Origin of the sequence: Microbulbifer pacificus (assembly GCF_002959965.1) — a bacterium.
GTDB lineage: Bacteria > Pseudomonadota > Gammaproteobacteria > Pseudomonadales > Cellvibrionaceae > Microbulbifer > Microbulbifer pacificus_A.
Genome location: NZ_PREV01000026.1, coordinates 191,090 through 217,580, shown reverse-complemented (window position 1 = coordinate 217,580; position 26,491 = coordinate 191,090). Strand labels below are relative to the sequence as shown.

Annotated in this window: 19 protein-coding genes; 11 read left to right on the top strand and 8 right to left on the bottom strand. The window is 57.5% G+C overall.

Going from position 1 to position 26,491, the window contains the following annotated elements; all coding sequences use genetic code 11:
* Nucleotides 1–216 precede the first annotated feature (216 nt).
* The 9 genes from C3938_RS01540 to aldA all read left to right on the top strand — a co-directional run bounded on the left by C3938_RS01540 (nucleotide 217) and on the right by aldA (nucleotide 13,413).
* Entirely contained in the window at nucleotides 217–1,767 is a 1,551-nt protein-coding gene (locus C3938_RS01540) for an MFS transporter (RefSeq protein WP_233998584.1), read from the top strand.
* 42 nt (nucleotides 1,768–1,809) lie between these two features.
* Nucleotides 1,810–2,583, top strand: coding sequence for an SDR family NAD(P)-dependent oxidoreductase (locus C3938_RS01535; protein ID WP_105101519.1), 774 nt, complete (start codon nucleotides 1,810–1,812; stop codon nucleotides 2,581–2,583).
* Nucleotides 2,584–2,596: 13 nt separating this feature from the next.
* Nucleotides 2,597–3,751, top strand: a complete 1,155-nt coding sequence (locus C3938_RS01530) for a mandelate racemase/muconate lactonizing enzyme family protein (RefSeq protein ID WP_105101518.1) — start codon at nucleotides 2,597–2,599, stop codon at nucleotides 3,749–3,751.
* A gap of 54 nt (nucleotides 3,752–3,805) precedes the next feature.
* Nucleotides 3,806–6,214 carry a beta-galactosidase gene (locus C3938_RS01525; RefSeq protein ID WP_105101517.1) on the top strand — a complete coding sequence of 803 codons (2,409 nt, stop codon included), beginning with the start codon at nucleotides 3,806–3,808 and terminating at the stop codon, nucleotides 6,212–6,214.
* A gap of 260 nt (nucleotides 6,215–6,474) precedes the next feature.
* Nucleotides 6,475–8,784: an agarase gene (locus C3938_RS01520; RefSeq protein ID WP_158681515.1), complete on the top strand. Its 2,310-nt coding sequence runs from the start codon at nucleotides 6,475–6,477 to the stop codon at nucleotides 8,782–8,784.
* A 183-nt stretch (nucleotides 8,785–8,967) separates the two neighbouring features.
* The gene (locus C3938_RS01515; protein WP_233998582.1) at nucleotides 8,968–10,107 is read left to right on the top strand and encodes a mandelate racemase/muconate lactonizing enzyme family protein; all 1,140 of its coding nucleotides are present in this window, start codon (nucleotides 8,968–8,970) and stop codon (nucleotides 10,105–10,107) included.
* 12 nt (nucleotides 10,108–10,119) lie between these two features.
* Nucleotides 10,120–11,151 carry a zinc-dependent alcohol dehydrogenase gene (locus C3938_RS01510; RefSeq protein WP_199775463.1) on the top strand — a complete coding sequence of 344 codons (1,032 nt, stop codon included), beginning with the start codon at nucleotides 10,120–10,122 and terminating at the stop codon, nucleotides 11,149–11,151.
* Nucleotides 11,152–11,190: 39 nt separating this feature from the next.
* Nucleotides 11,191–11,955 (top strand): SDR family oxidoreductase, encoded by a 765-nt coding sequence (locus C3938_RS01505; RefSeq protein WP_105101514.1) that lies wholly within the window; start codon nucleotides 11,191–11,193, stop codon nucleotides 11,953–11,955.
* A gap of 3 nt (nucleotides 11,956–11,958) precedes the next feature.
* Nucleotides 11,959–13,413: an aldehyde dehydrogenase gene (gene aldA, locus C3938_RS01500; RefSeq protein WP_199775462.1), complete on the top strand. Its 1,455-nt coding sequence runs from the start codon at nucleotides 11,959–11,961 to the stop codon at nucleotides 13,411–13,413.
* A gap of 159 nt (nucleotides 13,414–13,572) precedes the next feature.
* Here aldA and C3938_RS01495 read toward each other — a convergent pair whose 3' ends face one another.
* On the bottom strand, nucleotides 13,573–14,181 hold the full coding sequence (locus tag C3938_RS01495; protein ID WP_105101513.1) for a GntR family transcriptional regulator: 609 nt from the start codon (nucleotides 14,179–14,181) through the stop codon (nucleotides 13,573–13,575).
* Nucleotides 14,182–14,594: 413 nt separating this feature from the next.
* Between C3938_RS01495 and C3938_RS01490 the strand changes: the two genes are divergently transcribed.
* Nucleotides 14,595–15,497: a 2-dehydro-3-deoxygalactonokinase gene (locus C3938_RS01490; protein ID WP_105101512.1), complete on the top strand. Its 903-nt coding sequence runs from the start codon at nucleotides 14,595–14,597 to the stop codon at nucleotides 15,495–15,497.
* A gap of 147 nt (nucleotides 15,498–15,644) precedes the next feature.
* Here the strand turns inward: C3938_RS01490 and C3938_RS01485 are convergent, their stop codons facing one another.
* From C3938_RS01485 to C3938_RS01470, 4 genes are all read right to left on the bottom strand, one after another.
* On the bottom strand, nucleotides 15,645–16,946 hold the full coding sequence (locus C3938_RS01485; protein ID WP_105101511.1) for a ribonucleotide-diphosphate reductase subunit beta: 1,302 nt from the start codon (nucleotides 16,944–16,946) through the stop codon (nucleotides 15,645–15,647).
* A gap of 255 nt (nucleotides 16,947–17,201) precedes the next feature.
* On the bottom strand, nucleotides 17,202–20,141 hold the full coding sequence (locus tag C3938_RS01480; protein ID WP_105101510.1) for a ribonucleoside-diphosphate reductase subunit alpha: 2,940 nt from the start codon (nucleotides 20,139–20,141) through the stop codon (nucleotides 17,202–17,204).
* Between the two features lie 810 nt (nucleotides 20,142–20,951).
* A complete protein-coding gene (gene argF / locus C3938_RS01475) occupies nucleotides 20,952–21,866 on the bottom strand; it encodes an ornithine carbamoyltransferase (RefSeq protein ID WP_105101509.1) in 915 nt (304 codons plus the stop codon).
* A 17-nt stretch (nucleotides 21,867–21,883) separates the two neighbouring features.
* Nucleotides 21,884–23,071, bottom strand: coding sequence for an aspartate aminotransferase family protein (locus C3938_RS01470; RefSeq protein WP_199775461.1), 1,188 nt, complete (start codon nucleotides 23,069–23,071; stop codon nucleotides 21,884–21,886).
* A 243-nt stretch (nucleotides 23,072–23,314) separates the two neighbouring features.
* Here C3938_RS01470 and grxD point away from each other — a divergent pair, with 243 nt between their 5' ends.
* Complete coding sequence (grxD, locus tag C3938_RS01465) at nucleotides 23,315–23,647, top strand: Grx4 family monothiol glutaredoxin (protein ID WP_105101507.1); 333 nt, start codon at nucleotides 23,315–23,317, stop codon at nucleotides 23,645–23,647.
* Nucleotides 23,648–23,736: 89 nt separating this feature from the next.
* Here grxD and bfr read toward each other — a convergent pair whose 3' ends face one another.
* The 3 genes from bfr to C3938_RS01450 form a co-directional block, all read right to left on the bottom strand.
* Entirely contained in the window at nucleotides 23,737–24,219 is a 483-nt protein-coding gene (gene bfr / locus C3938_RS01460) for a bacterioferritin (protein WP_105101506.1), read from the bottom strand.
* Between the two features lie 376 nt (nucleotides 24,220–24,595).
* Nucleotides 24,596–25,912 (bottom strand): DUF2254 domain-containing protein, encoded by a 1,317-nt coding sequence (locus tag C3938_RS01455; RefSeq protein WP_105101505.1) that lies wholly within the window; start codon nucleotides 25,910–25,912, stop codon nucleotides 24,596–24,598.
* A 223-nt stretch (nucleotides 25,913–26,135) separates the two neighbouring features.
* Nucleotides 26,136–26,348, bottom strand: a complete 213-nt coding sequence (locus tag C3938_RS01450) for a bacterioferritin-associated ferredoxin (RefSeq protein ID WP_105101504.1) — start codon at nucleotides 26,346–26,348, stop codon at nucleotides 26,136–26,138.
* Nucleotides 26,349–26,491 lie beyond the last annotated feature (143 nt).

Genomic DNA, 26,491 nt, shown 5'->3' with positions numbered 1-26,491 from the left:
GGACAAGATGGATGCAGTATAAAGGGAGCTAGGAATATTTGTATATAGTTAATTGTTAACAAAAAGGAGTTGGGGTTGTATGATGGGCCAACATCACGTGGTGGCCGACCGTGCAACCAGAAGATACTTGACGCTAACGCCCTGAAGAGGGTGACAGGTATCAGCGGTCGGAGTACCCATAACAATAAAGAGGGTTATCCGATGAGAGGATTCCAATTGACCGCCTTCAAATTTGCCGCGATCGTGGCATTTGGCGGTTTCATCTTTGGACTGGATGCGGCGCTGATCTCCGGCACTGTACGCTTTATTACTGCCGAATTTACCCTGTCCGACTTGCAGGTCGGGACCGTGGTCAGTGCGCCCGGTTTCGGGGTGATTTTTGCGTTGATGGTCACCGGGCGCATATGTGACGCCTGGGGCCGTAAATCGGCGCTGCTGATTATCGCCGCTCTTTATCTTCTTTCTGCCATTGGCTCGGTGCTCGCCCCCAATTTTGAAATGTTGGTGGCAGCACGCTTCCTCGGTGGCCTTGCGTTTACTTCCCTGTCTCTCGCTTCCATGTATATCGGCGAGATCGCCCCGGCCAATATGCGCGGTAAGCTGGTCTCCATGAATCAGATCACCACCGTAGTGGGGTTGTCGGCGGCGTACTTCGCCAACTACCTGATTCTGCAGGCGTCCAACGCGGACGCCGCCTGGGTGGGCGCGCTTGGGATCGATCAGTACACCTGGCGCTGGATGCTCGGAGTGGAAGTAATTCCGGCGCTGATCTGGCTGTTGATGTTGCTGGCCATTCCCGAGAGCCCGCGCTGGCTGGTGCTAAAAGGGCGCCTGGATGAGGCCCGCGTAATGATGGGCAAGTTGATCCCCGCCGGTCATATCGAACCGCAGATTCAGGAAATCCAGGAGAGCGCTGCGGCCGCACCCGCCGGCAGCTTCCGCCAGCAGGTGGCGGAGATTTTCAAACCGCGTCTGCGCACCGCCTTCTGGGTTGGCCTGGTGATCGCCATCGCCCAGCCGATTACCGGTATCAACGCCATCATGTTCTACGCACCCACTGTGTTTGAGCAGGTGGGTATCGGCACTAATGCTGCCTTTATGCAGGCGGTGATCGTCGGTGTGGTGAGCGTGATGTTCACGATTCTGGCGCTGCTGCTGATTGATCGTCTTGGGCGCCGCCCGCTGGTGCTGTTCGGCCTGGCCTGGGGTGGTGTCAGCCTGTTTCTGTGCAGCTGGGCGTTCAGTCAGGCCAGCTATGAGTTGACCGCGGCTTCTCTGCAGGCGCTGGCGGATACGAATATTGATGTGTCCGGGTTGCAGGCCCTGGTGGGTACTGCTTTTGAGAGTGATGTGGCCTTCAAGCAGGCTATGTATCAGGCGCTCGGCGAAGCGACGGCGCGGGCCAACGAGGGCGCGCTGATCCAGAACGCAATTCAGATCAACGCCAAATTGGTGTTGATGGGCATCATGTGTTTTATCGCCGCGTTTAACCTGTCCATCGGGCCGGTGATGTGGGTGCTCTTTTCGGAAATTTTCCCCACTCATGTTCGCGGTGTGGCGATTCCATTCTTTGCACTGGTTGTGAGTACCGTCAGTTACTTCGTGCAGCAGTTTTTCCCCTGGCAGCTGAACAATATGGGCGCGACGGAAATCTTCCTGTTCTACGCCGCCTGTATCAGCGTGAGCCTTGCACTGCTGTTCCGCCTGCTGCCGGAAACCAAAAACAAATCCATCGAAGAAATCGAAGCGACCATGGTGCGTGCCTGAGCGCGCGCACTGGTGGACCGTTCAAGAAAGTGAGAAGTCTTCATGTCTAAAGCCTTGCTGGATCAGAAGGTTGTTATCGTCACCGGTGCCGCTGCGGGCATCGGTTGGGGTATCGCACAGGTGTGTGCCGAGGCGGGTGCCAAGGTGGTACTGGCGGATATCAATGATGCGAATAACCGGGTGGAAACCCTGCGCGATCGCGGTTTTGAGAGCGCTTATTTTCCGCTGAATGTGGGGGACGCTTCCGCCATTGCGCCGTTTATCGATGAGGTTTTCGAAAAGTTCGGGCGCATCGATGGTCTGGTGAATAACGCCGGTGTCACTATCGAGGGGGACTTTCTCGATTTCGATCTGGACAAGCTGGATTGCCTCTGGGAAGTAAACCAGCGCTCGGTATTCCTGTTGTGCCAGGCGGCGGCGCGCCGTATGCCGGCGGGGGCCGCCATTGTAAATATCGCCTCCAATCACGCCGGTGCCAGCGTGGCCGGCTACGAAATGTATGCTGCCACCAAGGGTGCGATTGTCGCCATGACCCGTGCCATGGCCTGGAGCCTGGGCAAAAAAGGGATCCGCGTAAACAGCCTGTGCCCGGGCCTGACCAGGACCGAGGCGGTGGCAAAAGTCGCCGATGAAAACCCGGCTCTGGCAGCGTCTTTTGACCAGATGCACGCGGACAACAAATACAACACGGTTGAGGAGGTTGGCCATATCGCCGCCTTCCTACTGTCGCCCTGTTCCGGCGCCATGACCGGCTCCAATATCACCGCAGACCACGGCCTCAGTGCCAGCCTCTGTCCCACCGACGATCTGAAATGAGCGGAGTGCGAGCATGAAGATTAGCGATATCAAGGTTTACCCCGCCTGGGTTGGACACCGCAATCTGTGTCTGGTGAAGGTGGAAACCGACGAGGGAATCTATGGCTGGGGCGAGTCTGGTCTTTCCAGTCGCGAGCTGGCGGTTGCCGGTGCGGTAAAACATTTCCGTGAGTTTCTGATTGGCCGTGATGCAAGGAACATTGGTGCCCTGTGGCAAGAGATGTACCGCAGCCAGTATTTCGAAGGTGGTCGGGTGCTCACCGCAGCCATTTCCGCCATCGACATCGCCCTGTGGGATATCGCGGGCAAGGCGCTGAACGTGCCGACCTATCAATTGCTTGGCGGCAAGCAGCGCAACGAGATTCCGCTGTTCGTTACCTCCACCAAACCCATGGGGCAGGCGCTGCTGGACGACTTCCGCGCGCTGCGCGAGCAGGGCTGGGAAGTGATCCGTGCAACCACCGGCGAACACGGTTCGCCTACCGAACCCACCACGTTTGATGTGCGTAAATCCATCGCCGCCGCAGCCGGTAGCCTGAAGGAAATCCGTCAGGAACTGGGGGAAGAGTTGGTGCTGGGTATCGACTACCACCACCGCCTCTCCGTTGCCGAAACCGCGAGTTTCTGCCAGAAGCTGGGGGAGGGCGTGCTCGATTTTCTCGAAGAACCCATCCGCGATCAGTCGGTTACCGCGTACCAGGGCTTGCGCAAGATGGTGAATGTACCCTTTGCCATCGGCGAAGAGTTCGCCAGCAAGTGGGACTTTTTGCCCCATATCGAGAACGATCTCACCAACTTTGCCCGCATCGACGTGTGCAACGTGGGTGGACTGACTGAGGCGATGAAAGTAGCTGCCATGGCGGAAAGCCATTACATCGACATTATGCCTCACGACCCTTTGGGCCCGGTATGTACCGCCGCCACCATTCAGATGTGTGCGGCGGTGCCGAATCTTTCGTGGTGTGAGATTGCCCCCTACGACAGCAACAAATCCGATCACGATAAATATTTCATCAACCGCCCGAAAGAAGTGAATCGGGTGTATCCGGTGGGCGATGCGCCGGGCATCGGCATTGATGTGAATGAGGAAATGATTGCCGAGCAGTCGTTCAAATTCTGGGAAGCCCCGCGGCTGTACAAGCCAGACGGCAGCTACACCAACTGGTAATAAATTCTTTCAAGTATTTGCGTCAGGCAACCAATAATTAAAACGAGTACTACGATGGACACCAAGCGATTTTCCAAACCCCTAATGCGCTCAGCACTGAGCCTCGCGATCACTGCGGCCACTCTGGGTAGTCTGACGGCCTGCTCTGGCGAGCAGAAAGGTGGCGAGACTGCGGCCAATGTGACAGCCACGTCCGATTCCAATCTGCTGGCTCAGGACCTTTTGCTGGAAGGCTTCGATCAGGGCGGTATTCCCGCGTCTGTCCAGGTTAACAATGGCACCGCCAACCTGGTAGATGACGGCGCTGGTGGCAAAGCGCTACAAGTGAAGTTGAAACTGGCCGACAACAATAATGCCGGCCTTGTAATCCAGCCTGCGGAAGCCTGGGACTGGAGCGAGTTCTCCGATTTCAACCTGGCATTCGATGTGGCCAATCACGGTGCCGAATCGGTGCAGATTGATGTCACCATGGCGGATAAAAACGGCGACTTTTATACTCGCGGGCTGGTAGTGCCGGCGGATGGTACCGCGCGGACTTACTACGCCAAGCTGCACGGACACGATCAGGAAGACCCAAAGGCGGCGGCACAGAACGAGTTCAATTTTGCTTCCGGCCTGCGTTCCAATCCGCCCACCTGGCAGTCGGACGACATTATGCTGCACTCCTTCTGGGGCAAAAAATTATTAGATCTCTCTGGGATCACCCAGATCTCCTTCGGTACCGATGGCAGCCTGAGCGATCGCCAGTACACCATTGACAATCTGCGTCTGCGGGCCAATCCTCCGATGGATGAAAACTTCCTTACCGGGCTGCTGGACAAATATGGTCAGAACGCCAAGGTGGATTACGAAGGCAAGATCCACTCCGACGAAGAGCTGAAAAAAGTGGTTGAGGAAGAGCTGGCGAGCTTGTCCGGCAAACCCAACGCCGATCGCTCAAAATTCAGTGGTTGGAAGAGTGGCCCCCAATTGCAAGCCACCGGCTATTTCCGCACCGAGAAAGTCAACGGTAAGTGGGCTATCGTCGACCCGGAGGGATATCTGTATTTCTCCACCGGTATCGACATCATCCGCCTGTCCAATTCTTCCACCATCACCGGTTACGATTACGACCAGAAATTGATCCCGAAGCGCAGCGCCGATGAGGTGATTGCGGAAGACGATCAGCCCCTGAACCGTGTCGACGAGAAAGCCTGGGCGACCCGCGAGTTGATCTCGGAAACCCGCGCGAAAATGTTCAACTGGCTGCCCGGCTATAATGATGAATTGGGGAATCACTACGGCTACCGGCGTGAAACACAGTCGGGGCCGCTCAAGCACGGTGAGACGTTTAGTTTCTACAGCGCCAACCTGGAGCGCCGCTATGGCGAGACGTATCCGGAGTCCTACCTGGATACCTGGCAAAAGGTCACTGTCGACCGCATGCTGGACTGGGGGTTTACTTCGTTGGGCAATTGGGCCGCGGAACCCTTTTATCAGCAGGAACGGATTCCGTTTGTCGCTTTTGCGGACATCATTGGGGAGTTCGGTACTCTCAGTAGCGGTTTCGATTTCTGGCATCCGGTGCCTGATCCCTACGACCCCCGTTTTTATCAGCGCTCGGTAGTGGCGGCAAAGTCGGTCAGCGAGCAGATCGAAAACAGCCCCTGGTGTATGGGGGTCTTTTTTGACAACGAGCAGAGTTTTGGTCGTCTTGAGAGTGACGAACTTCACTACGGTATCGTGATCAATACGCTGACACGGGATGCAGCAGACACCCCAGCCAAAGGCGCCTTCACTAAAGTATTGCGAGAGAAGTACGGCACCATTGAAGCCTTGAATAAGGCCTGGAGCAAAGAGGTGAAATCCTGGGAAGCCTTTGAGAAGGGTATGGACTCGAGTCTCACTACCGACGCACAGCGCGAAGATTACGCGACCCTGCTGTTTGAATACGGCAATCAGTACTTCGGCACTATTCGCAAGGCGATGAAGTCGGTGATGCCGAATCACCTGTATCTGGGCTCCCGTCTGCCAAGCTGGGGTATGCCTCCGGAGATTGTGAAGGCGGCAGGCAAGAACGTGGATATCATCAGCTACAACCTCTACGAAGAGGGTTTGGTGCCGTCAAAGTGGGAGTTCCTGGCGGAGATCGACAAGCCGAGCCTGATTGGTGAGTTCAGCTTTGGTTCCGATGATCAGGGGCACTTCCATCCGGGTATCGTGATTTCAGCAGATCAGAAAGACCGCGGCCGTATGTTCAAGAACTATATGCACTCGTTTATCGACAACCCCTGGTTTGTGGGCGTGCATATGTTCCAGTACATGGACTCCCCAATTACTGGCCGCGCCTATGACGGCGAAAACTACGCGAACGGGTTTGTGTCGGTAGCGGATGTTCCCTACGTGGAGCTGGTCAAGGCGGCCAAGGAAGTCCACGAGGGTCTGTACGAGCGCCGCTTTGGCGATGTGAAGTCTGTCGAGTGATTTTTCGAGCGCAGTAGATAGTTCGGTGGCATCGACGCCTGCTCGAATCGATAGGTAGTTCAAACGTACCTGCGCCAAAAGCAGGGCGATGGCGACAAGCGCGGTGTTCGAGAGGGCACCGCGCTTTTTTATTGGTAAAACAAGGGTTTAAGCCCCCCAAGGGACATTGAAACGTTTACATTGAGCCTAGATGACTGTAGATTGTTAACAAAATATTGTTAATAAAACAGAATAACGATCTTTTGGTTCCGGGTAGTTCAATGTCGATCTTTTTTTCCTCCGTTCAATGTGTGTTGAAGCAACTTCGTTTCGGAATCCTGTGGCTTTCTGTGGCTCTTGTGCTGCTGCCTGCCTGTGGTCAGCCAGGCGATAACGGCGCAGTAGTTGCGGGTCCGGGCAATGAGCACGAATACCCGCCGGCTTTATTGACTGGTGGTCGCGGGATCCCCGCAGGTGTGGAAGGGCACGGAGTATCACTTTCCCGACTGCCGGTGGACACCGGAATCTCCCCGTTGCACGCGGTTTTCTCCAAAAACATTTATGAGCCGCGACTGGACCTTGCCCCGGATTCTGGTTGGGACTGGCGTGGTGCCGGGGAGAATATCGGCCTGTCCCTGAAAGTAACCAATCCCGGGGACCACTCGGCGCAGCTGTTTGTGACGGTTTACGATGATGAGACTTACGGTACCCGCTCGTTCAATGTGCCCGCAGGTGACGCCGGTACTTACTATTTCGACCTGAATGGTCCGGCGCTTGCCCTGGATACCGGTATGCGGGATGCGCCGGCACTCTACGACAACGCGGCGACGGCAATGACCTGGATGTGGGGCAGCAAGTCGCTGGATCTGGCGAATATTCGCCGTATCGAGCTCAATATGAAAAGTATCCTCAGTGACCGCACTCTGGTGTTTGAGGACATTGCTCTGGCACAAAACGGCGAATTCCAACCGCACAAGCTACAGAAAATTTTCGATCAGTACGGTCAGTACGCGCCTCAGGATTACCCGGAAAAGATTCACAGCGATGACGAGCTTCGTGCAAGTGCGCAGCGCGAGGCGGAAGCGTTTTCTGAGTCTTCAATCTTTCCTGATCGTTCCCGTTTTGGCGGCTGGGCGGAGGGTCCGCGCTATAAATCCACCGGCTATTTCCGTACCCAAAAAATCGACGGGCAGTGGGCGCTGATTGACCCGGAGGGTTACCTGTTTTTCGCCACTGGCGTCGACAATATGCGCATGGACAACACCGTCACCATGACCGGTGTGGATTTTGCGGATCCGGATACAGGGCTGGGTGAGACGATTGTGTCAGAACTGCGTCGGGACCTGTTTCAGTGGCTGCCGGAAAAAGGCGACCCGCTCGCCGCCCACTATTTTTATCGCCCAGTGGTGCATATGGGGCCGGTAGAGAAAGGGCAGGGATACAGTTTTTATCGGGCAAATCTGCAGCGGAAATACGGGCCGGATTATCTGCAGCGCTGGCGTGAGGTGACCGTCGACCGCCAGCTGAACTGGGGATTTACCACCCTGGGTAACTGGGCGGATCCTTCACTTTACGATAACGGTAAGGTCGCTTATGTGGCCAATGGTTGGATTCGCGGCGAGCACAAGCGCGTCAGCAGTGGCAACGATTACTGGGGGCCGCTGCATGATCCGTTCGACCCTGAGTTTGTCAATTCCGTAAAGCGTACTGTGGCGCAGGTCGCTGCTGAAGTGCAGGGCGATCCCTGGTGTATGGGCGTTTATATCGAAAACGAGTTGAGCTGGGGTAACACCAAAACCGATGCCGGTCACTTCGGTCTGATCATTCATACCCTGACGCGTGACGCAGCAGAGAGCCCCGCCAAGGCCGCGTTTGTCGAGATCCTGAAAAGGAAATACCCGAGCGTGGAGAGCCTGTCCCGCGCCTGGTTTTCTTCTATGCCTTCCCGGTCTATTCCTTCCTGGGAAGCATTTGCCGCGGGCTTTTCGCTCCCTCAAGCGGCCGGCGGCGAACCCAGAATAGAGGGGCAGTTGCGGGAGGACTTTTCTCTGCTGCTGGAATCCCTTTCTGCCCGATTCTTCTCCGTGGTAGAGCGCGAGCTGGCCGATGTTATGCCTGACCATCTGTTTCTCGGCGCCCGCTTTGCGGATTGGGGAATGACACCAGAAGTGGTGCGCGGGGCTGCCGCCCATGTAGATGTGGTGAGCTACAACCTTTACACCGAGGGTCTGGCGGCAGATAACTGGGAATTCCTCGCGGAAATCGACAAGCCCTCCATTATTGGTGAATTTCATATGGGGGCAACGGATTCCGGCAGTTTCCACGCGGGCCTCGTATCCGCAGAGAGCCAGCAAGAGCGCGGCGAAATGTTCCGCGACTATATGCACACCATCATCGACAACCCCTGGTTTGTGGGTGCCCAGTGGTTCCAGTACATCGATTCACCGGCCTCCGGCCGCGCCTGGGATGGGGAAAACTACAACGTCGGCTTTGTCACCGTAGCGGATGAGCCCTATGGGCCGCTAGTGGCCGCGGCTCAGGCTCTGAACCGGGAGCTGTATCCACGCCGCTATGGGCAAAAAAATGATTGATGTTAATTGTTAACAATATACAATGGTTCCATTGATTGAAGTCTAATCATTAGAAGTATTGAAAAAGGGCCTGTTAACACTGAATTCGATAGCCGCGCCTGGCTCGTTTTGGGGGGGCAACGCGGCCATCGAATTCAGTGTTAATAGGCCCAAATAAAAAATCACGGATTTTGGGGTTCCTCCATGTTGATGGAAGTACAAGAGCAGGCCACAGAGCTGCTGTCTTCGAGCACCATCGCCGCCACTAAGGTTGAGTATTACCAGATTCCTCTGGCGGAAGTGCTCACCGATGCGCGCCACGGTGACCACACCCACTTTGAGGTACTGGTGTTCCGCGTGCGCTGTCAGGATGGTCTGGAAGGCGTTGGCTACACCTACACCGGTGGCCGCGGTGGTCGCGCCATCTACTCCCTGTTACAGGACGATATCCAACCGCTGCTGGAAGGCCGCGATGCGTCGGATATCTTTGCCATCTGGGAGGGGATTCAAACCCATCTGCATTATGTGGGCCGCGGTGGGCTGCTGAGCTTTGCGCTGTCTGCAGTGGATATCGCACTGTGGGATCTCCGTTGCAAGCGCCTGGGCCTGCCCCTGTGGAAGGTGGCTGGCGGTGCTGGCAATTCCAGCAAGTGTTATGCCGGCGGTATCGACCTGAATTTCTCCGAGTCCAAACTGCTGGACAACATTTCCAGTTACCTGGCCCGCGGCTTTAATGCCGTGAAGATCAAGGTGGGTAAGGAAGACTACCGGGAAGACGTGGCGCGTGTGGAAGCGGTGCGAAAGCTGATCGGTGACGATGTCACCTTTATGGTGGACGCCAACTACTCCATGACCATCGAGCAGGCAGTGCGCTTCGGCCGCGCCATTGATCACTGCGATATTACCTGGTTCGAAGAGCCCACCATTCCCGATGATTATCTGGGTTATGGCCGTATTGCCGATGCCATCAATATTCCACTGGCCATGGGCGAAAACCTGCACACGGTACACGAGTTCACCTATGCCATCGCGCAGGCCAAACTCGGCTTCCTGCAGCCGGATGCTTCCAATATCGGCGGTATTACCGGCTGGCTGAAAGTGGCAGAGCTGGCCTACGCACACAACCTGCCAGTGTGCAGCCACGGTATGCACGAGCTGCATGTATCCCTGATGGCGAGCCAGCCCCATGCGGGCTACCTGGAAGTCCATTCCTTCCCTATCGACCAATACACCACCCGCCCGATCGTGCTGGAAAACGGCCGCGCCGTTGCCTCCAACGAGCCGGGTACCGGGGTGACCTTTGATGAAACTCTGCTGCGACCACATCTGGTCAAGCACTCTTAATAGGTGATGTTCATGCAAGCTCAAGCTGCTCAGTATGTTGGTAACAAATCCTTTGAAGTTGTAGAGGGGCACTGTGAAGCGCCTGCAGCGGATGAGGTGCGCCTGAAGGTGGGTTACGTGGGGATCTGTGGCACCGATATGCATATCTATCACGGCGTGATGGATCAGCGTGTGCAGCCGCCGCAGGTTGTAGGCCACGAAATGTCGGGTGTGGTGGATGCAGTTGGTGAAAATGTAAAAGGCTATACCGTGGGCGAGCGTGTCGTGGTGCGCCCGCTGGATTACTGCGGCGATTGCCCGGCCTGCGATAACGGCCACAGCCATATCTGCCACAACCTGAAATTTATGGGCATCGATTCTATGGGGGCATTTCAAAGCTACTGGAATGTGAAGGCCCGCACTCTGCACAAGCTGCCGGAAAATGTGTCCCTGAAGCAGGGCGCATTGATCGAACCCTTGGCAGTGGCCTGTCACGATATCTCCCGCGCGCGTCTAAAGGCTGGGGAGAAAGCCGTGATTCTCGGTGGCGGCCCAATCGGTCAGCTGGTGGCCCAGGTTGCCCTCGGAATTGGTGCCGAAGTCATGATTTCCGAGCCGAGCCCAGAGCGCCGCGCCTTTGCGGAAAAAACCGGTGCTCTGGCGGTGAGCCCGATTGAGCAGGACTTGAAGGCGGCTGTAGAAGACTGGACCCGCGGTAAAGGTGCCGATGTGGTGTTTGAGGTTTCCGGTGTGCAGCCGGCGGTGGATGCCATGACCGAGATAGCTGCCGTACGTGGCCGCATCTGTATGGTGGCGATCCACTCCCAGAAGCCGCAACTGGATCTGTTCAAGTTCTTCTGGCGCGAATTGGAGCTGGTTGGTGCCCGCGTCTATGAAGCGCAGGATTTCGAGCAGGCCATCGACATGGTCGCCAGCGGAAAGATCGATCTGGTGCCTTTCATCAGTAAGGTGGCCCAGCTGAACGATATCGGCAGCGCCTTCGCTTCCATGGATGGCAACCCATCCGGTATGAAAGCGCTGGTCGCCTGCGGCGCGGAAGACTGAGCCGCGTATCGCCAATTAAAGAATTTAGAGAGTAAAACGATGTTGCAACAATTCAGCCTCGCCGGAAAGAAAGCCCTAGTTACCGGTTGTAACCGCGGTATTGGCAAAGCTATGGCGGTGGCCCTGGCAGAAGCGGGTGCCGACGTAATCGGTGTATCGGCCAATCTGGATCTGAATGAATCTGACGTAGGCCGTGAAGTATCCGCGGCAGGTCAGCAATTTTTCCCTTATCAGTGTGATTTTTCCGACCGCAGCTCCCTTTACGGATTTATCGACAAGGTAAAAAGTGAACACGCCCAGATCGATATCCTGGTCAACAACGCTGGCACGATTCTGCGTGCACCCGCGGCGGAACACGGGGATGACCTCTGGGACAAGGTAATTGAAGTCAATCTGAATGCCCAGTTTATTCTGAGCCGTGAAATCGGTAAGGTGATGGTGGCACGGGGTTCCGGAAAGATTATCTTCACTGCGTCCCTGCTCACCTTCCAGGGCGGAATTACCGTACCGGGTTACGCCGCGAGTAAAGGGGCGATCGGTCAGATCACTATGGCACTGTCCAACGAGTGGGCGTCCAAAGGTGTGAACGTGAACGCGATTGCACCGGGTTATATCGCGACCGATAACACCCAGGCGCTGCGCGAAGACAGCGAGCGTGCGGCGAGCATTCTCGCGCGTATTCCCCAGGGCCGTTGGGGCGAGCCGGAAGACTTTAAAGGCCCGGTGGTATTCCTGGCCTCCGAAGCTTCCAATTATATGAACGGCAGCGTCCTACTGGTGGACGGTGGCTGGATGGGGAGATAACCCATGGCAATTGCAATTAAAAACAACGTGAACTTCGTTAACGGCGAATACATTGCCTCCAAGGCCGACGGCGTTATTGAAGTGCTGAACCCGAGCACCGGTGAGGTGCTGGGGAATATCCCGAAGGGCTGTGCGGAAGATGCGCAAGCGGCGCTAGCCAATGCCAAGCAGGCACAGAAGGCGTGGGCAAAGCGCACCGCCCGTGATCGGGCGACGCTGTTGCGCAAGTTTGCCGCCGCGATTCGTGCGGAGACCGAAGGCCTGGCAGAACTGCTGGTAAAGGAGCAGGGCAAGCTGATTGGTGTGGCCCGCGATGAAGTCAATGCGACCGCAACGTTTATTGAGTACGCCTGTGACAACGCGCTGACGCTGGAGGGCGATATTCTGCCTTCCGATAACGCGGACGAAAAAATCTACATCCACAAGGTGCCTCGCGGTGTTGTTGTGGCGATTACCGCGTGGAACTTCCCGCTGGCTCTAGCTGGGCGCAAGATCGGCCCGGCGCTGGTTACCGGCAACAGTATCGTCATCAAGCCAACTCAGGAAACGCCGCTCACCACCATGGAGCTGGGACGCATTGCCAACGATGTGGGCATTCCTGCGGGCGTACTGAATATCGTCAACGGCGAAGGCTCCATCGTTGGCCAGGCCCTGTGCGAAAGCCCGCTGACCGCGATGATCACCATGACCGGTAGCACTCGCGCCGGCCAGATTATTCATCAGGCCAGTGGCAAGCACATGATTCCGGTCATGTTGGAGCTGGGTGGCAAGGCGCCATTTATCGTGATGGAAGATGCGGACCTGGATAAGGCTGCGGAAGCCGCACTTTGGACCCGTTATGCCAATTGCGGGCAGGTGTGTACCTGTGCGGAGCGCCTGTACGTACACGAGAAGGTGTACGACGAATTTATGGCCAAGTTCCTGCCCAAGGTGAAGGCGCTGAAAGTGGGCAACCCGCTGGATGAATCCTCGCAGATGGGGCCCAAAGTGAATGCCCGTGAAATCGAGCATATCCACGAGCTGGTCCAGCAAAGCATCGCCCAGGGGGCAGAGTTGCTTACCGGCGGCAAGCCCGCGGAAGTTGCTGGCTTCGAAGGCGGCAACTGGTATGAGCCGACCGTGCTCGCCAATGTTCAGCAGGACAACATCTTGGTGCACGAGGAAACCTTCGGCCCGATTCTGCCAATCGTGAAGATTTCCAGTATCGATCAGGCGATCGCCTACACCAACGATAGCGAGTACGGTCTCTCCGCTTACCTGTTTACCGAAAACCTGCGCTATATCCACAAGTCCATTGCGGAGATGGAAGTGGGTGAGGTGTATGTGAACCGTGGTATCGGCGAGCAGCACCAAGGCTTCCACAATGGCTGGAAACTGTCGGGCATTGGTGGCGAGGATGGTCGCTATGGGCTCGAGCAGTACGTGGACAAGAAAACGGTTTATCTCTCAGAGGCTTGAGCAGTCTCTGGACTCTTCCTTTCATCTCATCAGGATGAACACCTTTGCGGGGACTAATGTCCCCGCTTTTTTTTACCTGTTGATTTTTCTGTCTATTGCGAGGTTTCAGGCACAAAAAAGCCCGGCACGTGGCCGGGCTTAAAGAATCCAGTATATGGATTACTTGATGTTCGCACGCAGTGCAGTCGTGGCCACGTTGATCTTGTTGGCCCTAAGTGCGTCCAGAATTGCGCGGTGCTCATCGACACAGTCAGTCGGCTTGGAGATGCGTTTGTAGTTCATACGCATCCGCAGCACGATGGGGTACCACAGATTGGTCAGCTCATCGCCGCCGGCGGCCTGCACCAGGTAGCGGTGGAAATCGATATCCGCTTTGGTAACCTCATTAAATTCCTGCGCATCGAAGGCGTCCTGCAGGCGCACAAGAATGTCTTCTAACTCGGCAAAGTCCATCTCGGTCAGCTTGCCTTTCAGTTGGGAAATGGCGAACACCTCGATGCGGCGGCGAATGTCGATCATCAGCTCCTGCATGGACGGATCCAGCACGCTGTTTACCGATACCCCGCAATTGTTCTTGGCAACCAGCAGGCCTTCTTTGGTGAGCTGTAACAGTACGTCGCGCACCGGGCCGCGGGATACACCAAAGCGGTTGGCGAGTTGCTGCTCGTTCAGCTTGGTTGTGGGAGCGAGTTCTCCGGAAATAATGTCGGAGCGTAATTGGTCCGCGATCTGCTCGCGTACCGGAATGATCTTTGTGGCTTCACGCATGATGGATTCTGCTCACCATTTATCCTGGGGAAGGGGAGTTGCCTCTCCGACCGTGTCTTACTTTCTATCTGTTCTGTCCGTTTGGCTGCCTACCCTATGTGCGTTACTACGGATTAATCTCAACCTGAGAATAGCCCGCGAACCGCTGCAGCCGCTGATACCAGGGAAGCGCCCGATACCTGAGGGTCTTGTAACAAATCTACAACAGGACCCGATTTACGGATAGTACCCCAGACGACAGGAAAAATCGCCATTAAACTGTTAACAATCGACAATTAAGCTGGTTAAATCCCATGTCCAGCTGGTCTCTGATACCCCAACTGCTAGGTAGGTGGGCAGCGCAGGGTTGATTATCCATCAATGGTCAACAATCAACCAATAGATAAATCATATAGCGAACCGGGGCGCCCCCTATGAGTGAATGTTTAGTGTGTGACTGGGGAACCAGCAGTTTTCGGCTAATGCGTGTCGGGGATAACGGTGAAATTCTTACGCAAATTAGCAGCGATCACGGGGTTAAAAGCCTCAAACAGCCGCAAATGGAAGCCTATTTAAAGTCACAAATGGAGGCAATTGATATGGCCAGTTCCCCGATACTGCTGTGCGGTATGGTGGGGGCCGGTATTGGTTGGTATGAAGCTCCCTATGTCGATTGTCCGGCGTCAAAGGCTTCGCTTGCCCGGGATCTGGTAAAAATCCCGGACACTGATCTGAACGCCTGGTGTGTTCCCGGTGTAAAGCGCATAAGCAATACGGGCGCTGCTGACGTGATGCGGGGCGAAGAGACCCAGGTAATAGGCTGGCTGACCCAGGCGAGCCCCGTGGAGCAGGCGAGGAGTACCCTCTGTCTGCCGGGAACCCACAGCAAGTGGGTCCAAATTGAAGGTGGCGAAATCTGTAGCTTCAGCACAGCTTTCACCGGTGAACTCTACGCTCTACTCAATGACTACAGCGTGTTGGTTCAAGGGGAACAGGAATACTGTGCCGAAGCATTTCATGCGGGTTTAGCGGCCAGTGCTGAGGAGTCCGGGCTGATTCATCAGCTTTTCAATACCAGAAGTCGTGGGGTTTTGGGCCTGCAACCGATCGCTGCAAGCGCGGCGTACCTATCAGGGCTACTGATAGGAAGTGAAGTGGCAGCCATGGCCAGATCACTGGAAACAGGGAGCCTTGTCCACCTTATTTGTGGGGACTATTTAGCAAAGCCCTATGGCCAGGCACTTGAATACTTCGGCCTCGCCTTTAAGCACTATTCCGGTAGTACCTACTCCGCCCTAGGGTTGTGGGCTATTAGTGGTGAGTGCAATTTACTTTGATTGCACATGAATCCACTGAAGCTTTGCGTTTTTTACTTTTCTCTTTCATAAAAAAAGCGGGCTTTCGCCCGCTTCAATACCTCTCTTCCTGTGAGCGACTCTTCGTTGTAGTAAATCCTTTTCTACAGTCGATGCATATTCAGTGTCTTACCACTGCAGCGCACCGCCGGTCTGGTATTCGATAACCCGCGTTTCGAAGAAGTTCTTCTCTTTGCGCAGGTCCATGATTTCGGACATCCAGGGGAAGGGGTTCTGGGCGCCGGGGAACTGTTCTTTCAGGCCGAGCTGCGACAGCCGGCGGTTGGCGATGAAGTGGAGGTATTCCTCCATCATGGCCGCGTTCATGCCGAGTACGCCGCGGGGCATGGTGTCGCGGGCGTAGGCCACTTCGAGTTCCATACCTTCCAGGATCATCTGGGTCACTTCCTGTTTGAACTGTTCGGTCCACAGGTGCGGGTTTTCCAGTTTGATCTGGTTGATGACGTCGATGCCGAAGTTGAGGTGCATGGACTCGTCGCGCAGGATGTATTGGAACTGCTCGGCAACGCCGGTCATCTTGTTGCGGCGGCCCATGGACAGGATCTGGGTGAAGCCACAGTAGAAGAAGATGCCTTCGGTCACCGCATAGAACGCGATCAGGTTGCGCAGCAGTTCCTGGTCGGTTTCCACGGTGCCGGTTTTGAAGTTGGGGTCGCTGATGGAACCGGTGTGCGCGAGGCTCCACGCGGCTTTCTTGGCGACGCTCGGGACTTCGCGGTACATGTTGAAGACTTCGCCTTCGTCCATGCCCAGTGACTCTACACAGTACTGGTAGGCGTGGGTGTGGATGGCTTCTTCAAACGACTGGCGCAGGATGTACTGGCGGCACTCTGGATTAGTGATGTGGCGGTAGATGGCCAGCACCAGGTTGTTGGCTACCAGGGAGTCGGCGGTGGAGAAGTAACCCAGGGAGTATTCCACGATGCGACGCTCGTCCTCGGTCAGACCGTTGGGGTCTTTCCACATGGACACGTCTTTGTTCATGTTCACTTCCTGCGGCATCCAGTGGTTGGCACAGCCGTCGAGGTATTTCTGCCAGGCCCAGTCGTACTTGAACGGCACCAGCTGGTTGAGGTCGGCGCGGCAGTTGATGATGCGCTTTTCGTCGACCTGGATACGGGCGGCGCCCATTTCCAGTTCTTCGAGGCCCGGGGCCGGGTCCAAGTCGGCAATGGCGGCGCGCGCGGCTTCTACCGCGGAAGAGGGCGCTGCCTTTGAGGTGGACTCGGCTTGGGCCGCGGTCGGTGCCGGGGCACTGCTGGCGCTGCCTGCCTGATAGGTAGCGCCGGGTTCGGTGACTGCCTGCTGCTCGGATTGCAGTGCGCCCGGCACCGGTTGCGGTTCGGTGGTTTTTGAGCTGATGGCTCCTGCTTTGGATTTTGGAGCTTCGAAATCGTCCCAGCTGAGCATGACTTCCCCTTTTCTGTTCTGTGCAACTTTCCGTATGCGGAAAATCCGAATGGTGTTCTGTGCAGCCTGCGCCCGGACCGGACCCGGACTCCTCTGTGGGAGTATCGGGGCCGGTGCCGGGGCGGCGCTTTATGGTCTTGGTGCTCGGCGCCGGTTACCGGATGTTCCGTAACAGGGCCTTGCGGTTGCTCTCCCCCGAGAGACTTTTGGATTCATGCCGAGAGCCTTGGAGGCTCTCGGTTCGCCTGCTATCAGTTATTGGCAGGCTTCGCAGTCCGGGTCGTCCAGGGAGCAGGCCTTGGGCACGGCGGCCGGGGCGGGCGCGGCTTCGGCCTGGGGAGCCGGGGCGGCACTGGCGGCGGGTGCGCCACCGGAACTTACCGCGTTCAGGGTGCCACTGGTCACGGTGGATTTTTCCGTGGTGGTGGCGGCCAGTGCGCGCAGGTAGTAGGTGGTTTTCAGGCCGCGGTACCACGCCATGCGGTAGGTCAGGTCCAGCTTCTTGCCGTTGGCGCCGGCGATGTAGAGGTTCAGGGACTGGGCCTGATCGATCCACTTCTGGCGGCGGCTGGCGGCGTCCACGATCCAGCGCGGCTCCACTTCAAACGCGGTGGCGTACTTGGCTTTCAGGTCTTCCGGGATGCGGTCGATCTTCTGCACCGAGCCCTCGTAGTACTTCAGGTCATTGACCATCACCTTGTCCCACAGGCCGCGGGCTTTCAGGTCGTGTACCAGGTAGGGGTTCACTACGGTGAATTCACCGGACAGGTTCGATTTCACGTACAGGTTCTGGTACGTGGGCTCGATGGACTGGGATACGCCGGTAATGTTGGCGATGGTCGCGGTCGGGGCGATGGCCATCACATTGGAGTTGCGCATGCCCTGGCTGGCGACTTTCTCGCGCACCACATCCCACGCCATGGTGGAGCTGGTGTCCTGGTCGATGAACTGCTCGCCGCGGTTCTTGGCCAGGATTTCGATGGAGTCGATCGGCAGGATGCCCTGGCTCCACAGGGAACCTTCGTAGCTGCTGTACGTGCCGCGCTCCGCCGCCAGGTCACTGGAGGCTTCGATGGCGTAGTAGCTGATCGCTTCCATGGTGGTGTCGGCGAAGGTTACGGCTTCATCGCTGGAGTAGGAGATGCCGGCTTTGTACAGCGCGTCCTGGAAGCCCATCAGGCCCAGGCCCACCGGACGGTGGCGCATGTTGGACTGACGCGCGGTTTCCACGGCGTAGTAGTTAATGTCGATCACGTTGTCGAGCATGCGCACGGCGGTTTTCACGGTGCTGGCCAGTTTTGCCTGGTCCAGTTTGCCGTCTTCGCCGATGTGCTGGGACAGGTTGACGGAGCCCAGGTTACATACGGCGATCTCGTCGTTCGCGCGGGTGTTCAGGGTGATCTCGGTGCACAGGTTGGAGCTGTGTACCACACCGGCGTGCTGCTGCGGGCTGCGCAGGTTGCACGCGTCCTTGAAGGTGATCCAGGGGTGGCCGGTTTCAAACAGCATGCCTAGCATCTTGCGCCACAGGTCTACCGCGCGCACTTTCTTGTGCAGCTTCAGTTTGCCTTCGGCCACCAGTTGCTCGTAGTGGGTGTAGCGGGCTTCGAACTTGTCGCCGAACAGGTCGTGCAGGTCGGGGCAGTCCGCCGGAGAGAACAGGGTCCACTCCTTGTCTTCGAACACACGCTTCATGAACAGGTCCGGCACCCAGTTGGCGGTGTTCATGTCGTGGGTACGGCGGCGGTCGTCGCCGGTGTTCTTGCGCAGCTCGAGGAATTCCTCGATGTCCAGGTGCCAGGTTTCCAGGTACGCACACACGGCGCCCTTGCGCTTGCCACCCTGGTTAACGGCCACGGCGGTGTCGTTGGCCACTTTCAGGAAGGGCACCACACCCTGGGACTTGCCGTTGGTGCCTTTGATGTAAGAACCCAGACTGCGTACAGGCGTCCAGTCGTTACCCAGGCCGCCGGCCCATTTGGACAGCATGGCGTTGTCCTGGATGGCGCCGTAGATGCCGTGCAGGTCGTCCGGCACGGTGGTCAGGTAGCAGGAGGACAGCTGCGGGCGCAGGGTGCCGGCGTTGAACAGGGTCGGGGTGGAGCTCATGTAGTCGAACGAGCTCAGCAGGTTGTAGAACTCGATCGCGCGCGCGTTCGGGTCTTCTTCATTGATGGCGAGGCCCATGGCGACGCGCATGAAGAAAATCTGCGGCAGTTCGAAACGGATTTCGTCGGAGTGCAGGAAGTAGCGGTCGTACAGGGTCTGCAGGCCGAGGTAGGTGAACTGGTGATCGCACTCGGGCTTGATGGCATCGCCCAGGCGGTCCAGGTCGAAGCTGGCCAGGGCCGGGTCGAGCAGTTCCAGCTGGATGCCTTTTTCCACGTACGCGGCCAGCGCCGGCTTGTACAGGCCTTCCATTTCTTTCTGGGTGGCGGACTCGGCCACGCCGAGGAAGCGCAGGGCTTCGGCGCGCAGCTTGTCCAGCAGCAGGAAGGCGGTGGCGTAGGTGTAGTTCGGCTCCTGCTCCACCAGGGTGCGCGCGGTGATCACCAGCGCGGTGTTGATGTCGGTTTCGGAAACGCCGTCGTACAGGTTTTTCAGGGCTTCGCGCAGGATCAGCTCGCCGTCGACGTCGGTCAGGCCTTCACAGGCTTCGCGCACGATGGTGCGCAGGCGCTCCATATCCAGTGCGACGAGGGAGCCGTCTTCCATTTTCACGCGGATGCTCGGGTGGGCTTCCGCGGGCTCGGCGGCGGTGGTTTTCTGCTTTTCCTTCTCGGCGCGCAGGCGGGCGTGCTCTTCGCGGTAGAGCACGTAGTCACGGGCGATCTTGTGTTCGCCGGCACGCATCAGTTCCAGTTCTACCTGGTCCTGGATTTCCTCGATGTGGATGGTGCCACCGGAGGGCATGCGGCGCTTGAAGGTGGTGCTGATCTGGGCAACCAGGTCGGCGACACGCTCGCGGATGCGGCGGGAGGCGGCCGCGGTGCCGCCTTCGACGGCGAGGAAGGCTTTGGTAACGGCCACGGAGATTTTGCTGTCGTCGTAGGGGACAACAGTGCCGTTGCGCTTGATCACGCGGATCTGACCGGGGGCGGTGGCAGCCAGTGTGGTGCTGCTGGCCTGGTCTGTTACCGAATCCTTGGTAGTGCCGTTAGGCACAGACTGGGGGCGCCCTGTCTCTGTGTGCATGAATTTCTCCGTAGTTTTGTATGCGCGTCGAGTGTGACTTGCCTGGTTTTACTTTGATCTTCTGGATAAGTCGGCTTTTGGCCGGAAAATCGTTCTATCGGTTGCGCGCGCTATCGTGGCATCCAGTGCCAGTCATGCAATTTCCACAGACACAAGCAGTGATGGCGGGGCCTCGGCGCCGCTCGGGTAACTCTTGTGGGGTACTGCTTGATACTGCGTCTGAAACTCAGGGGCACTCTGCGACCGGGTTGTTGGGGACAAGAGGCGCCGCGCGGTTGCCGGCAAACATTTATCCACCATTCCGGAGCCCGCTCGGGGCTGTGCACAAGTCTGGCCTAGTTGGTGCGATAGCCGTCGAACACAATATATTGTGGTGGGTTTTCGGCACTCTGTGCCGTCTCCCCTGGGGGTTGTTGGGGGGCTTTCCACCCTCAAACCCAATATATTGGGGTCCGATCTCGAATGACCAACAAGATAATGCGATCGGGGGGCTAATTCAAGGCGGATAACTTTGGGGTTGCTTGTGGATAATTTGTGGGTAGGCCGTGCGGCGCTGATTAATTCCAGCCTGCAACGCCCGCCGTTACTGGGCGGGTATGAAAAGTGATCACCACGGGCGACTGCGTGGTTTTTCTAAGAATATTTTTTAATAGTAATGAGGCCCCAAATTAAGCATGGCAATAATAATTTTGGCCTGCTTATTCCCTGATCAAACTGGCACTGTCAGGTCGAAGTATCTGCGATCTTCGCGATGAAAAAAGGGGCGCCAGTCCGATCTGGCGCCCCTGCATCTTTCTGGGTGAAAAGCGATCAGTTGCTGTTGTCCAGCAGGAACTCCATCAGCGCTTTCTGCGCGTGCAGACGGTTTTCGGCCTCGTCCCACACCACCGAGATTTTCTCGTCTTCCAGCAGCTCGCCGCTTACTTCCTCGCCGCGGTGAGCGGGCAGGCAGTGCATGAACACGGCGTCGCTGTTGGCGTGGCTCATCAGCTCGTGGTTCACCAGGTAGCCCGCGAACGCGTTCATACGGATGCGCTGCTCGTCTTCCTGGCCCATGGAGGCCCACACATCGGTGGCAACCCAGTCGGCACCGCGCACGGCTTCTTCCGGTTTACGCACCACGGTGACGCGGTCGCCGGCGGCGGCAACGATGGCGGGATTCGGGTCGTAGCCCTCGGGGCAGGCGATGCGCAGCTCGAAATCAAACTGGCGCGCGGCACTGATGTAGGAGTTGCACATATTGTTGCCGTCACCCACCCAGGCCACCACCTTGCCCTCCGGACTGCCGCGGTGTTCCACATAGGTCTGCAGGTCCGCCAGCAGCTGGCAGGGGTGGTAGCTGTCGGACAGGGCGTTGATTACCGGCACTTTGCTGAATTCGGCGAAGCGCTCGAGAACGTCGTGGCCGAAGGTGCGGATCATGACGATGTCCACCATGCGCGAGATGACGCGCGCGCTGTCCTCGACCGGCTCGCCGCGGCCCAGCTGGGTGTCGCGCGGGGACAGGAACAGTGCGTGGCCGCCCATCTGTGCCATGCCGGCCTCGAAAGAGACGCGGGTACGGGTGGAGGCTTTTTCAAAAATCATCCCCAGCACCTTGTTGCGGAAAGGCTCGCTGGCGATACCCTGGTTGCGCAGGGCTTTGAGTTCGATGGCGCGCTCGATCACTGCGCGCAGCTCTTCCTTACTCAGGTCGAGCAGGGTGAGAAAGTGTCTGACTGCCATAGGGGGTCCTCCGTAAATCAGGCGTCCTGTGGGGCGAAATTGCGCACCAGTTTGGCGACGGTGGCGGCGATCTGGCAGCACTCGTCGTCGCTCAAGGTCAGTGGCGGCAGCAGGCGCACCACATTGCCGGCGGTAACATTGATCAGCAGGCCCTCGGCGCGGGCCTGATCCACCAGTTCGGCGCAGGGGCGATCCAGCTCGATGCCCACCAGCAGGCCGAGGCCGCGCACGTCTTTTACCTGGGCGCAGCCGGCCAGCTCGCCTTTGAGCTGCGCCAGCAGATCGTTGCCGAGCTTTTCCGCGCGTTCCAGCAGCCAGTGGCTTTCCAGTGTCTCCAGCACGGCGAGGCCGGCGCTGCAGGCCAGCGGATTGCCGCCGAAGGTGGAGCCGTGGGAGCCGGCGGTAAACAGTTCCGCCGCCTTGCCGCGGGCCAGGCAGGCACCGATGGGCACGCCGTTGCCGAGGCCTTTGGCGGTGGTGACCACGTCGGGCAGCAGGTTGTCAAAATGCTGGTAGGCAAACATCTTGCCGCTGCGGCCGTTGGCGGTCTGGATTTCATCCAGCATCAGGAACCAGTCGTGCTGGTCGCACAGGGCGCGCAGGCGCGGCAGATAGTCGGCGTCGGGGATGCGGATACCGCCTTCCCCCTGCACCGGTTCCACCAGGATGGCGACGATGTCGCTGTGCTCGGCAGCCAGCTTTTCGATCGCCGTCACATCGTTATAGGGTACCCGCAGGAAGCCCTCCGGCAGTGGGGCAAAACCGATCTGTACCTTGGGGTTGCCAGTGGCGGTGAGGGTGGCGAGGGTGCGGCCATGGAATGCCCCTTCGGTCACGACGATTTTCGGGCAGGCCAGGCCGCGCTCGTTGCCGAGCCGGCGCGCCAGCTTGATGGCCGCCTCGTTGGCCTCCGCGCCGGAATTGGAGAAGAACACGTTGTCCATACCGGACAGGGACACGAGCTTCTCCGCCAGCTTTTCCTGGGGCGGCAGGTTGTACAGATTGGAGGCGTGCAGCAGGGTATTGGCCTGCTGCTCGATGGCCTCGGTGACCGCCGGGTGGCAGTGACCGAGGCCGCACACGGCGATACCGGAGAGTGCGTCGAGATAACGTCGGCCTGCATCGTCCCACACGTAATTGCCTTCACCTCTGACCAGGGTCAGGGTTCTGTTACCGTAGTTCTGCATGAGTGCGGGAGTGGCCACTGCGAAATCTCCTCTGTCGGTGGGCCAAAGTAAGGGAAACCGCAGAAAATGCGTCGAAGACACACTTTGGCAGCAATTTCCCCGGAAAGCCGGCAATACTAGCACAGCCGCGCTACGGCACCACCAGTGCATTTGCGGGGCGTGCGTGAAAAGGGGATTCGGGTACAATGCGCGCATTCAAGACGGAGTGACGCCGGCCGGTGCCCGCGTCCGACATTTCCCAACCCGAGGTTAGCTTCCACTATGGATACTCTGGAAAACATCAAACAGCAGATCGCCGACAACGACATTCTGCTTTATATGAAAGGCAGCCCCAACGCGCCCCAGTGCGGTTTCTCCATGCGCGCCTCTCAGGCGATCATGGCCTGCGGCCAGCGTTTTGCCTATGTGGATATCCTGGCCAACCCGGACATCCGTCAGGAGCTGCCGAAGTACGCCAACTGGCCGACCTTCCCGCAGCTGTGGGTGAAGGGTGAGCTGATCGGTGGCTGCGACATCATCATGGAAATGTATGAGAACGGCGAGCTGAAGACCCTGATCGAAGAAGCGGCCAAAGGGGCAGAGCAGGGCGAGTAATTGTTCCTGTTACCCGGGACTCCCGTTTCCCGGGCACAAAAAAACCGCGAACGTTCGCGGTTTTTTTGTGCCCGGATTTTCTATCCGGGTTATTCCTCGGAAGCTTTTTCCATCTGCGATTGCAGGTAATTCTGGATACCCACTTTGTCGATCAGGCTCAGCTGGGTTTCCAGCCAGTCCACATGCTCTTCTTCGGAATCGAGAATGCGCTGCAGCAGTTCGCGGCTGCCGTAGTCGCGTACGGATTCGCAGTAGGCGATGCCGTCGCGCAGCTCGGGAATGGCCTTCTGCTCCAGCTTGAGATCGCACTTGAGCATTTCCTCAGTGTTCTCACCGATCAGCAGTTTGCCCAGGTGTTGCAGATTGGGGATACCTTCGAGAAACAGAATTCGCTCGATCAGCCAGTCGGCGTGTTTCATTTCGTCGATGGATTCGTGGTACTCCTTGTCGGCCAGTTCTTTCAGGCCCCAGTCTTTGAACATGCGCGAATGCAGGAAGTACTGATTGATGGCAATCAGCTCATTGCCCAGTGCCTTGTTCAGGTGTTCGATGACTTTGGGATCGCCTTTCATTGTTTTCTCCTTTCGCCCTGGGAGTGCCCTGGGAATCTTGTCCGAAACGGTCTGAGTACCGGATGCGTTTTGCGAAAATGCGAGTTGCGCGCCGGGCGTCTCAAACGATTCTCGACGTCCCTGTCTGCCCTTAATTGTAGGGCCACAAATGGCTGGCGAGGTGAGTTTGCGTCGCACACTGGGGCAAGTCAAGGTTGCCGGCCCAGTTATTTTCGAGGCAAAAAAGCACAAAAATTAACGGGAAAAAGGCCGAAAACTACAACGAGAATGATTGCCATTTGTTTTGTTTGGCGATGGTGTGCGAAGTATAAAAAGAAATTGTGTCTGCACTTTGTGCGCAGCGGGAATCGGCGTTGCTGGCGCAGCGTGGAAAAACTTACTTCAGGGTTCGGCGCAGGGTAGACAGTTGCTTCTCGATGGTGGCGATATCAAACCTGTCTTCAATGCCATTTTCACAGTCTTCCGCCAGGCGCTCGGTTAAGGCGTTCAGTGCTCGGCGATCTTCATCGCGGGAACAGATATCTGCGAGTTCGATCAGTGCACCGATCAGGTGACGCATGACCACGCCACTGCCGCGGCCGTATTCGCGGATTTCATCCAGCGCCGCTGCCAGCACATCGGCAAAATCCAGCTCGTCGACCACCAGGCGCAGCTGTTCCTGATCGTCGTGAAAGCAGTTGGGAAGCGGTGGCCTCTGCAGCACGATGCCCACGCCGTCCACCAGCCGGTCGATACAGGAATAGGCGGTGAACGGGTCGTTGATACCGGGAGAGAGTGCGCGCACGGCGATCTGTGCGAGCTGGCGGATGGAAAAGATGATGTCCTGCTCGGCGGTTGCCTGCGGTCCCAGGGTAATGGCATTGAGAATGTCATTGGCAATTTCCTGGCTGTCGAGATCTCGCGGTGGATCGTAGACCCGGGCAACCGGGCGCCAGTGAAACGCGAAAATACCGGGGTGGCACAGGAGCTGCACGCGGCAGTTGTGCGCTTTCGCCCAATCGATCAGCGCCGGGCGGTTGATCATCTGCACATAGCCTTCGTTCCGCGCGCGCACACACAGGCTGTCGTCACCAAGTTTCAGCGTTCTCAGATCGCGGCGGGTGTTGCGGCGGTCTCTCGCTTCTTCCCGCGGGTAGATGGTTTCCAGTGCGGAACGGAATTCGCGGTTGATGTGAAAGGTGATGTTGTCCACCTGAATGGACTGGGCCACGTTGTGAATGAAATAAATCAGATAGGCGATACAGCCAAGCGTCAGCAGCAGGGCAAAGGTCACCGTGAGGGTATGGCGGACTTCCAGTGGATCTGAGCCGATACCGCGCATACTCATCAGTGCGTAGATGAAGGTGCTGAGAAAAATGCCGAGGGATACCTGGGTGCCGCGGTCGCGGATAAAGTTGCGCACCAGGCGCGGGCCGAACTGGTTGGAGGCCAGTGTGAGGGCCACCGTGGTGATGGAGAAAACAGTGCCCGCGACGGTGATGGTGGAGCCGGCGATGGCGCCGAGCAGTGCGCGCGCGCTATCGGGGTCGTGCAGTCGCAGCCAGCCGAACCCGGGCAGGTGATCAATTTTCCATACGCGGTCGGCGGCGAGTAACCCCTGCGCCAACAGCAGGGCGGCGACCATCATCAGCGCCGGGATCACCCAGAAGCTGGCACGCAGGCGCTCTGATAGATGCAGAAACCGGTGCTTCATGATTTTCTCAGTCACGACAGTCGGAAAGGGCAGTGAGAGACCGTTAACGGTGGCCACTAAAGACTAGTCGTTGGTGTCGCGATGATCCGTCGTGAGGAACGTATCGCGCGTCATTGCGGGAGGAGACGGTTAAAGTTGTTACAAGGGGGGATAAAGGGTGAAAGAAGGAAGAAGGGCGTCCGCGGCGGGCAAAGGGGCATCCGCCGCAGGTGTAGACGGAAGATCAGCTGGCCGAGTAGAAAAGGGCGCTGTTGGCCGTCGCCATCACACCACCCGCCATGGTCTCGTCGATGATCTCCTGGGTCAGCTCGGCGCAGCGGCCGCACTGTGAGGAAACACCCAGGTGACGGCGCAGGGCTTTGACCGAGGTGGAGCCGTCGTACACGGCTTCTTTGATCTGGCTGTCGGTGATGCCTTTACAGATACATACGTACATCGCGGTGACCCTGGCGCAAAAACAATCAATTCTCAAACGGATGTGGATCTTATTGGTAATGAGAATGTGTGTCAATAAGATTATGCGGTTGTTCAGAAACTATTCTAGTCAGTGGTTCGATCTACGGTAGGGGGGACTTGCGA

Bases quoted from the DNA above. Each gene is read 5' to 3' on its own strand.
- C3938_RS01535 (WP_105101519.1), top strand. From the start codon at position 1,810: ATGTCTAAAGCCTTGCTGGATCAGAAGGTTGTTATCGTCACCGGTGCC.
- C3938_RS01530 (WP_105101518.1), top strand. From the start codon at position 2,597: ATGAAGATTAGCGATATCAAGGTTTACCCCGCCTGGGTTGGACACCGC.
- C3938_RS01525 (WP_105101517.1), top strand. From the start codon at position 3,806: ATGGACACCAAGCGATTTTCCAAACCCCTAATGCGCTCAGCACTGAGC.
- C3938_RS01520 (WP_158681515.1), top strand. From the start codon at position 6,475: ATGTCGATCTTTTTTTCCTCCGTTCAATGTGTGTTGAAGCAACTTCGT.
- C3938_RS01515 (WP_233998582.1), top strand. From the start codon at position 8,968: ATGTTGATGGAAGTACAAGAGCAGGCCACAGAGCTGCTGTCTTCGAGC.
- C3938_RS01510 (WP_199775463.1), top strand. From the start codon at position 10,120: ATGCAAGCTCAAGCTGCTCAGTATGTTGGTAACAAATCCTTTGAAGTT.
- C3938_RS01505 (WP_105101514.1), top strand. From the start codon at position 11,191: ATGTTGCAACAATTCAGCCTCGCCGGAAAGAAAGCCCTAGTTACCGGT.
- aldA (WP_199775462.1), top strand. From the start codon at position 11,959: ATGGCAATTGCAATTAAAAACAACGTGAACTTCGTTAACGGCGAATAC.
- C3938_RS01495 (WP_105101513.1), bottom strand. From the start codon at position 14,181: ATGCGTGAAGCCACAAAGATCATTCCGGTACGCGAGCAGATCGCGGAC.
- C3938_RS01490 (WP_105101512.1), top strand. From the start codon at position 14,595: ATGAGTGAATGTTTAGTGTGTGACTGGGGAACCAGCAGTTTTCGGCTA.
- C3938_RS01485 (WP_105101511.1), bottom strand. From the start codon at position 16,946: ATGCTCAGCTGGGACGATTTCGAAGCTCCAAAATCCAAAGCAGGAGCC.
- C3938_RS01480 (WP_105101510.1), bottom strand. From the start codon at position 20,141: ATGCACACAGAGACAGGGCGCCCCCAGTCTGTGCCTAACGGCACTACC.
- argF (WP_105101509.1), bottom strand. From the start codon at position 21,866: ATGGCAGTCAGACACTTTCTCACCCTGCTCGACCTGAGTAAGGAAGAG.
- grxD (WP_105101507.1), top strand. From the start codon at position 23,315: ATGGATACTCTGGAAAACATCAAACAGCAGATCGCCGACAACGACATT.
- bfr (WP_105101506.1), bottom strand. From the start codon at position 24,219: ATGAAAGGCGATCCCAAAGTCATCGAACACCTGAACAAGGCACTGGGC.
- C3938_RS01455 (WP_105101505.1), bottom strand. From the start codon at position 25,912: ATGAAGCACCGGTTTCTGCATCTATCAGAGCGCCTGCGTGCCAGCTTC.
- C3938_RS01450 (WP_105101504.1), bottom strand. From the start codon at position 26,348: ATGTACGTATGTATCTGTAAAGGCATCACCGACAGCCAGATCAAAGAA.